General features: G+C 49.6%; 7 protein-coding genes. 2 read left to right on the top strand and 5 right to left on the bottom strand.

The window, feature by feature from the left end; genetic code table 11:
- On the bottom strand, positions 1–1,115 hold a 1,115-nt coding region (gene rlmD / locus LKE53_11930), incomplete at its 3' end, for a 23S rRNA (uracil(1939)-C(5))-methyltransferase RlmD (protein MCH3973441.1).
- A 175-nt stretch (positions 1,116–1,290) separates the two neighbouring features.
- On the opposite strand from rlmD, the gene LKE53_11925 reads away from it, so the two are divergent.
- Entirely contained in the window at positions 1,291–2,064 is a 774-nt protein-coding gene (locus tag LKE53_11925; protein ID MCH3973440.1) for an SDR family NAD(P)-dependent oxidoreductase, read from the top strand.
- Positions 2,065–2,648: 584 nt separating this feature from the next.
- Positions 2,649–3,083, top strand: a complete 435-nt coding sequence (locus LKE53_11920; protein ID MCH3973439.1) for a divergent PAP2 family protein — start codon at positions 2,649–2,651, stop codon at positions 3,081–3,083.
- A 61-nt stretch (positions 3,084–3,144) separates the two neighbouring features.
- Here LKE53_11920 and LKE53_11915 read toward each other — a convergent pair whose 3' ends face one another.
- From LKE53_11915 to ftsE, 4 genes are all read right to left on the bottom strand, one after another.
- Entirely contained in the window at positions 3,145–3,903 is a 759-nt protein-coding gene (locus LKE53_11915) for an arginase family protein (GenBank protein ID MCH3973438.1), read from the bottom strand.
- Between the two features lie 85 nt (positions 3,904–3,988).
- Positions 3,989–5,314, bottom strand: a complete 1,326-nt coding sequence (locus tag LKE53_11910) for a peptidoglycan DD-metalloendopeptidase family protein (protein MCH3973437.1) — start codon at positions 5,312–5,314, stop codon at positions 3,989–3,991.
- The gene (ftsX, locus tag LKE53_11905) at positions 5,304–6,212 is read right to left on the bottom strand and encodes a permease-like cell division protein FtsX (GenBank protein ID MCH3973436.1); all 909 of its coding nucleotides are present in this window, start codon (positions 6,210–6,212) and stop codon (positions 5,304–5,306) included. The genes LKE53_11910 and ftsX overlap by 11 nt, the downstream gene beginning before the upstream one ends.
- Complete coding sequence (ftsE, locus tag LKE53_11900) at positions 6,209–6,895, bottom strand: cell division ATP-binding protein FtsE (protein ID MCH3973435.1); 687 nt, start codon at positions 6,893–6,895, stop codon at positions 6,209–6,211. Before ftsE ends, ftsX begins: the two co-directional genes overlap by 4 nt.
- Positions 6,896–7,163: the final 268 nt, after the last annotated feature.

Here is a 7,163-nt window from a genome sequence, read left to right as displayed (position 1 = left end):
TCCACATGATTGGTATGTGGAAACATATCAACTGGCTGAATTTTTTTCACTGCATAGCCGCGTGCGCAAAAATACGCCAAATCACGCGCCTGCGTTTCCGGGTTACAGGAAATGTACACCACCCGCCGGGGTGCCAGTTCAGAAAGGGACAGCAAAAAGCGCTCTGTGCTGCCGGCACGAGGCGGGTCCATAAAGACAACATCAACATGGTCATCTTCTTCGGTCATCTGCGTCAGGCATTCCGTTGCGTCCGCGCATAGGAAACGAATATTCCGCAGTTTATTCTGTTTGGCATTTGCAACAGCATCATGCACTGCATCACGGTTATTTTCAATGCCTAGCACGCTGCCTGCCCTTTTTGCTGCAACCATACCAATGGTTCCAATCCCGCAGTAAGCATCGATAACGCTTTCTTTTCCGGACAGCTGCGCATACTCCATAGCTGTCCGGTACAGCACTTCACACTGCACGGGGTTGATTTGGTAAAAACTTTTTGCAGAAATACGGAAACGGCAGCCGCAAAGCGTATCTTCAATATAACCCGGCCCATACAGCACTCTTTCGCGCTGTCCCAGCACCATGCTGGTATGGTGCTGATTGATATTGAGCAGCACCGTTGTAATTTCCGGGTGAGCACGCAGCAGCGCCGCTGTAAATTTTTTCGCCGGGAATATGGCATTTGCCGCTACCAGCACCACCATGACCTGCCCGCTTTGAAAGCCGCGCTTGACCAGCACATGGCGCAGAAAGCCGCGCTCTGTGCGCTCGTCATATGGCTTCAGCTTAAAGCTTTTCAGCAGTTTGCGCACGGCCGCCATGATTTTGTCGGCAGTCTGGTCCTCGGTCATGCAGGACTCCACCGGCACTACGCGATGCGTACTAGACTGATAGACGCCGGAAATGATGTTTCCATGGCGGTCAGTGGCAAAAGCCGCCTGCACTTTATTTCGGTAATGATAGGGATTCTGCATTCCAATAATCGTCTCTACTTTGCCAAAGTGACCCAAAAGCTTCTGTACCCGCCTTTGCTTCCACTCCAGTTGACGGTCATAGTCCATATTTTGTAACTGACAGCCGCCGCACTTGCGGTACAGCGGACATTGATTTGTCTCCATATTTGTTCATCCTCTCTAGTTCCTGTTTTAATTGTAAAGCATAACACCTGCAAGCGCAAGGTTTCTCTTTCCGCGCAAAAGGCTTGTTTCTTCTCTGTCAGCTGCGGTATACTAGAATCATACAGAACGAATACAATACCCACACGCCGCATGTTTTGTAAGGAGGTTTTCCACTATGCAGATTGCAATCGTCACTGGCGCTTCCAGCGGGCTGGGGCGTGAATTTGTACACCAGATTAGCAAGACTGAAAAGCTGGATGAAATCTGGGTCATTGCCCGCCGTGAAAATCGCCTGCGCGACTTGGCCAGTGAAGTCAGCGGCATATGTGTGCGCCCGGTTCCTTTGGACCTGACCCGACAGGAAAGTCTGCAGGAACTGCAGGAATTGCTTGAGCGCAAAAAGCCGGATGTGCGAATCCTGGTAAATGCTGCCGGCTTTGGCAAGATGGGAAATTACGACGAAATCTCACGCAAAGACTGTGACGGCATGATTGACCTCAACTGCCGCGCTGCAGTGGACATGACTGTACTGACGCTGCCCTTTATGCGTGCGGGTGCACGTGTTTTGGAAATTTGCTCGACTGCCGGGTTTCAGCCGCTGCCAGGGCTGGGCGTTTACGCCGCCAGCAAAGCGTTTCTGCTGCGCTACAGCCGCGCCCTGCGGTGGGAGCTTTTCCCGCGCGGCATTCATATTACTGCCGTCTGTCCTTACTGGGTAAAAGATACCGAATTTATTCCGACTGCGCGCAAAACAAAAAACAGCAAAGCTGTGCGTCATTTTCCGCTGGCAAGTCACGCTCACAGTGTAGTAAAGCTCGCGCTGTGGGACAGCGAACTTGACCTTGCTGTTTCAACACCAAGCCCGGTCAGCTTTGTACACCGCATCGCCGCAAAGTTTATCCCACACTGTGCGATGATTGCAATCTGGGAACTGCTGCGCCGGCTGTAACGCAAAAAAGCACCTGCAAAGCATGTTTGCTTTGCAGGTGCTTTCTATAGGAGAAAACCTTCTCCGCATGAGCCGCCGCGGAAAAAAGGTATTTATCGTTTCAATCAGGAATAGGAAGTTTTGCGAGGTTTTTAAAACATGGGCATCTGTCCTTTCGTTACAAGAAACTTTTTCTCAAAAACGCTTACCTGTGCCATGGGACTCACCCTTTCTGAATTTTTCGGTTTCCCTGCGTTTCTATCCTTCTCTATCCTCTTGCGTTACTCCATCGGATTCGCTCCCATCTGTTTTTGTTGACATTATCATAGCACCAACTTTTCAGAATTGCAAGTGATTTTGCAGGATTTATTTCAGTTTCCTGCAAATTTACAGAATATTCACAACATATTTGCGAAATTATGAATTTCTTGCTGCTTTGTTTTTCTTTTTAAGGCGACTTTCGCTTTTTACCTATTTCCTGTGTTTCCTTTACTTTACCTGCAAAGCAGGGTATAATGAGAACGCTTTCTGCCACACATCTGTTTTTGCCCTTTTATTGTATGAATGCCGCCCGTTTTGAGGGCGGCTTGTAAGGAGGAAAATTTATGAACTTGATTATTTTGTCGGCCGTACTGTCCTGGCTGGCGGCACAGCTGATTAAAGTAATCACCTGCCTTGTCCGCCGTGAAAAATTAACACTGCACGATTATATCGGCACCGGCGGCATGCCCAGTTCCCACTCTGCTTTTGTCTGCGCCACTGCTTTTGGCTGCGGCCTGGTCCGCGGCTTTGATTCGGTCGAGTTTGCGCTGGGCGTTGCCTTGTCTGCCGTTGTCATTTATGACGCCCTCGGCATTCGCTGGCAGGCTGGCCTGCATGCAGACGCAATCAACCGCATGGAACGCAAAGTGGAACCGGAAAAAGAAGCGCCGCCTCTGGAAACCCGCCTTGGTCACCGCCCATCAGAGGTCATTTGCGGCGGGCTGCTCGGTATTTTCATTGCATATCTTCTTCATTTTCTGGTACTTCATTCCCTGTAACTTCTAAAAAGACCGGCCCGCTGCAAAATCTGCGCAGCAGGCCGGTCTTTTATTCTGTATTTTATCTGTTCTTTCCCCGCAGCAAAAAACGCAGCAGCGCCAAATTGGTGTCACTGTTGGTCTTTTCTGCGCGCTGCAGCAAAAAGGGCAGCATATCCGCCTTGCACTCGCCACAGATATCAATCCCCAAAATGCGGCAGTGGCTCTCAAAAATCTGCAGCAACTTTTCCAGTACCTGCAGGGAAAGCTGCCCCTGGCTCCAGTCTGTACAGGCAAAGTAGCGGCTCATCACATCTTTGTCAATAGAAATATAGACCGGCATGCCGGTTTTCAGCTTTTCCAGCTGCCCCCATGTTTCCTTTTCCTGCAAAGCCTGCAGGCTGATGCAAATCAGCCTGCTGCGGTATTTTTCCGAAATCTGTGCAAAAGCGCTCTGGTCCGGCCCAACTATGCAGACATTCTGTAAAAAAGGGTGATGGTCCATGACATCTTTTACCCACCCTCCACAGGAAAACAGGCCCGGAAACCGCGGGGGCTGCATATCGCTGTGATAATCAAACAGCAGCAAATGAAACGGTTCCTGTATTTTTTCAAGCCAAAGGCCAGTAACATAGTGGTAATCGCCGGAATCTAAGAAATGGATGCCATACGCGGAATGATCTTTCAGCCGGTGGCGCAATTCCTCTGCCGCCTGCGGTGTGCAATAACAGCAGGTTCCCGGAATATCAGTACAGTTAATCCATGTGAATTTTTCATTCTGGTAAAAATTTTCTTCCTCGTAAATATCTGTAAAGTTTAAAATGATAGTTTCCGGCTCCAACTTCTTTCCTCCTTCTGCTCAAACGAAAAGGCAGCCAATCGCGTTTTACCGCATGCTTGGCTGCCTTTATATGTATTAGTATACGTTATACATAGCCGCTCGGGTCAACAGCGGTTCCGTTTACGCGAATCTCAAAGTGGCAGTGTGGGCCGGTGCTGTTGCCGGTGCTGCCGACATAGCCAATAATCTGCCCTTTCGCAACGGTCTGGCCGTCGCTGACTGCGACACTGCTCATGTGGCCATAGTACGTGATGACACCGTTGCCGTGGTCAATCATTACCAGGTTGCCATACCCCCAGCCGTTGTCGCCCGCCTGGATAATTGTGCCGCTGTCGGCCGCAACAATCGCCGAACCATAGCTGGCACCAATATCAATTCCTTTATGATAAGTACTGCCAATGCCGCCCGGGCTGCTGCGGTGACCAAACGGAGACGTAATCAGCTGGCAGCTGGGCACCGGCCACATCATAGAGCCGCTGCCGCTTGCGCTTGCTCCGCTGGAAGAACTGCCGCCGCTCGTGCTGCTGTGCTGTGAAGAACCAGAGGTACCGGTACTCGTGCTGCCGCTTGTTTGGCTGCTGGAAGCAGTAGCCTTCTGCTGGGCCGCTTTTTGAGCTGCCTCTACCTGCTTTTTCTTCTGGCTCGCCTGGTAGTCCGCATACCACTTGTCGACCGCCTGGTCTGCAGCAGCTTCCTGCTGAGCCAAAGAGTCGCTTTGTGACTGCAGGCTGCTTTCCTGCGTGGAAAGGCTGCTGATAACTGTCTGTACCTCGCTGGCTAAGCCGGAAAGCTCACTCTGTTTCCCTGCAACAGCCGTTTTGGCATCTGCAGCTTCTTCGCGGTTTTGCTCAATCGATTCTTTCTGCTTTTTGACCGCCGACATTTCAGACCGCAGTTTACTAATCAGGGCTGTATCATGAGAAGTCACCATCTGCAGTGCTTCGGTCTTGTCCGCTAAATCCGCAACATCTTTCGCGGAAAACAGAAGTTCCAAATTGCTTGCGCCGCCGGACATATACAGGGCGCACAGGCGCTCTTTCAGTTTCGCAGTATCCGCCGAAATATCTTTCTGCTTTGCCGCAATCTGCTGCTGCGACTGCAAAATGCTGTCATCCAGGTCTGCAATTTGTGTATTGTAAGTATCAATTTGATTCTGCAGAGTGGTAATTTGGTTCTGCAGGGTCTGCTTGTACTCCTCTTTTTTGCTCTTGTCCTGGCGCAGCTGGGTCAGCTTTGCGTCATTTTCTTTTTTCTGCTGCGCATAGGCAGCCTGTTTTTGTTTCAGAGAACTGATATCGTCTGCTGCATACGCCACAGTAGTTGCTGTTGTAGACAGTACCAAAGCCGCTGCAACACATACGGAAAGCACGCCGCTCAAAAACTTTGCGTGTTTTCTCCATTTACCAGCCAACGATAGCTCCTCCCTCTTTTTTCAAATAGCGCTCGATGGAAATAATGCCGCCCAAGGCGCCAAACAAGGCACCTGCCAGCATCATAATCAAGACCACAGGCGTCATAATGGCATTCAAATTAATCACATTAAAGAGTGCTCGAATACCCATGGAGTCCACCACGCGATAATAAATCAAATGCAAAAGGCCCGCTGCAATCGCGCCGGCCGCAAGACCGGTCACCATGCCTTCGACCAAATATGGCACCCGTATGAATCCATTTGTCGCACCTACCGATTTCATAATACTGATTTCCAGCCGGTGTGAGTACATGGCCACGTGAATGGTATTTGCGATAATGAATAGAGAAACCAGACTGAGCGCTATCACCAGCACAAAACCCACATTGGTAACAATGCGGTCGATGTGCGTCAGCTTATCAGCCAGTTGCTGGTAATCGTAAATCTTATCGACACCATCGATTGCAGTAATTTTCGCCGCGGTTTCCTTGTACTTAGAAAGGTCTTTCATAGAGATACGGAAGGAGTTCGGCAGCCAGTTGTTGTCGCCCTCCAGGCCGTCCAGCAAGCCAGCGTTCTGTTCGCCAACCATTTTGCGCATATCTTTCATACCGTCGTCCTTTGAGATAAACTCACAGGAAGCGACATTGTCCAGTTTACGAATCTGGTCGCCAATCTGCAGAGCTTTCAGGGACGGTACATCCTGTTTAATATATACCTTAATAGAGTTATTGCCCTCTACCAAACTCATTGCGGACTTGATATTCCAACTGAAAAGCACTGCCGCGCCGGTCATGAGCAGACAGCTCATCAAAACCGCAATGGAAGCCAGCGACATGGTCCTGCTTTTCCAAATATTTTTAATACCCTCTTTAAGGAGATAGCCAAAATTTTTCATTGTGCTGCGTTCGCCTCCATTTCTTTGGAATCCGCCACAATGCGGCCTCCCTGAATCTCGACGATACGCTTTTGAAACTGTTTGACAAGGCTGTGCTCATGCGTTATCATCAGCACCGTCGTTCCGCGCAGGTTAATTTCGCTTAAAAGGTCTACAATTTCAAAGGACAGCGCCGGGTCGATATTGCCGGTTGGTTCATCTGCAATGATGATTTCCGGATTATTGACCAGCGCGCGCGCAAGGCCGACACGCTGCTGCTCGCCGCCGGAAAGCTCCGCCGGGTAGCACTTTGCCTTGTTTTCCAAATCGACCAAACCCAGTATGTACGGTACACGCTTATTGATTTCGCGGCGGCTTGCACCGACAATGTGCATAGCAAAGGCAACATTGTCGAAAACCGTCATTTTCGCAATCAGGCGGAAATTCTGAAACACCATGCCCAGTGTGCGTCTGTGATACGGCACTTCCCGCCGTTTAATTTTCATTAAATCAAGGCCGTTTACGGAAAGCTCCCCGCAGTCCGGTCTCTCTTCACAGGTAATCAACTTCAGCAGTGTACTTTTGCCTGCACCAGAGGCACCCACAATAAAGACAAACTCGCCTTTATCTACCTGCAGGCTCACATCATACAGGGCGCGGGTGCCGTTCGGGTAGGTCTTGCTGACATGACTCAACTCGATCAAGCAGATCGCTCCTTTTCAAAATAATTTCTTTTCTGAGGCGTTTTTACAGGAAAAGCGCCTTTGCGTACATAATCATATTAGCACAGTTTCCCTTACAATAATTCTTATATAGAAATAAGATGTAATCAAACTGTAAACTGTGAGCATAATATGAACACCAAAAAACGATATGGAAATCCACTCCGCCTTTCTTTCCGTCATCTGGGAAAATCGCCCAAAAAAAGCAGCTGGCCTTACAAAGGTACAGCTGCTTTGGGGTGGTTCAAAA

Source organism: Oscillospiraceae bacterium (assembly GCA_022483045.1).
Lineage (GTDB): Bacteria > Bacillota > Clostridia > Oscillospirales > Acutalibacteraceae > Caproicibacterium.
Note: the sequence above shows the minus strand (reverse complement) of the source record. Positions and strands in the feature narration are given on the sequence as shown.

Coding starts and splice junctions, on each gene's coding strand:
- LKE53_11925 (MCH3973440.1), top strand. CDS start 1,291: ATGCAGATTGCAATCGTCACTGGCGCTTCCAGCGGGCTGGGGCGTGAA.
- LKE53_11920 (MCH3973439.1), top strand. CDS start 2,649: ATGAACTTGATTATTTTGTCGGCCGTACTGTCCTGGCTGGCGGCACAG.
- ftsX (MCH3973436.1), bottom strand. CDS start 6,212: ATGAAAAATTTTGGCTATCTCCTTAAAGAGGGTATTAAAAATATTTGG.